Source organism: Nocardia transvalensis NBRC 15921, assembly GCF_000308875.1.
In the GTDB taxonomy this organism is placed as follows: domain Bacteria; phylum Actinomycetota; class Actinomycetes; order Mycobacteriales; family Mycobacteriaceae; genus Nocardia; species Nocardia transvalensis.
The window spans coordinates 1-1,103 of the sequence record NZ_BAGL01000110.1 but is presented as its reverse complement, the minus strand read 5'-3'; the positions used below and the strand labels follow the sequence as shown (position 1 = coordinate 1,103).

Here is a 1,103-nt window from a genome sequence, read left to right as displayed (position 1 = left end):
GGGGCCCGGTCGACGCGGGCCCGCAGTTCGGCGGCGGCCACCGCGGGGGTGGCGGCGGCGAGGTCCATGCTTTCGATCGCGTCGCGGATATCGGGGACCACGGGATGCCCGGCCCGCCGGGACACCCCGACGAGAAGTTCGTGCTCGCCGGTGATCTCGGTGAGGTCTCGCACGCCGAGCGCCCGTCCTATCTGCACGAGCACCTCGATACTCGGCGGGTGAGCGAGCTGCCCCTTCTCGACTTTCTTGAGCCACTCCTCCGACCTGCCGACGAGGCCAGCGACGACGGCGCGAGACTTGCCGGTTCGCATGCGGATTTGCTGAATGCGCTCGCCGATCGCTTGCGCGGCGAGTACGTCATCGGGATTCGGCATTGACCGTCACCTTCTCCGCGGATCATTCGCTGGTTGTTCCCCTTCGCGATACCCCCGGCCCGTCGGCCGGGGGCAGTTCCTCCGCGAAGAGGTACCACAAGCCTACGCGCGCGGGTACGGATCCGGCCCCGTTCGTGGGGGTAGGAATCGGACCCCTTCCGGCACCGGGCCATTCGTACCCATTCGGCCGATGCGGGCCGCCCAGGCTGGGCGAAACGCAGTAATCACCCGGAACACCCGTCGTTTCCGGACCGGCGTCCTGGGTGCACACCACACAGGAGCCAGCGTGCCCGCATCAACAGAATGCGTTATACCGCAACAGAATTCGGAACCATGCCTTGCCGAATACGGCGGCAGAGTCCCGGCGATCATCGACAAAAAACACGCCGTGCGAATCCTCATCAATCATGCCGGCCACGGCGGTACGGGCGTGTGCGAGGCGTACCTCGCCGCGGCCGCATACCTCACCGCAGACGACGAGGAGCTCGCGTGAGCGCCCCGGCCGTACCGGTGCGGGTGGTGCTGTTCCAGCGCACGGATATCTCGGGGCCCGCGGCCGCGCGGGACTACGAGTTGATGGTCCGCGAGTGCCACGAGCGCGGCTACAACATCATCGCCGAGATGCTGGGCGACCGAACGACGTGGGCGGCGCCCTACTCGGCCGTTGTCGCCCAGGTCGCGACCACCAATGCCGATGCCGTGCTCGTGCCGTCGACGGATCATCTCGGC

Annotated in this window: 2 protein-coding genes; one reads left to right on the top strand and one right to left on the bottom strand. The window is 67.7% G+C overall.

Features of this window, described 5'->3' with window-relative positions; translation table 11 throughout:
* The coding region (locus tag ON41_RS30710) for a helix-turn-helix domain-containing protein (protein ID WP_040751612.1) at window positions 1-374 on the bottom strand (374 nt) is incomplete at its 3' end.
* Between the two features lie 489 nt (window positions 375-863).
* Between ON41_RS30710 and ON41_RS30705 the strand changes: the two genes are divergently transcribed.
* Window positions 864-1,103, top strand: a 240-nt coding sequence (locus tag ON41_RS30705) for a hypothetical protein (RefSeq protein ID WP_040751611.1), incomplete at its 3' end; no start/stop codon positions are given.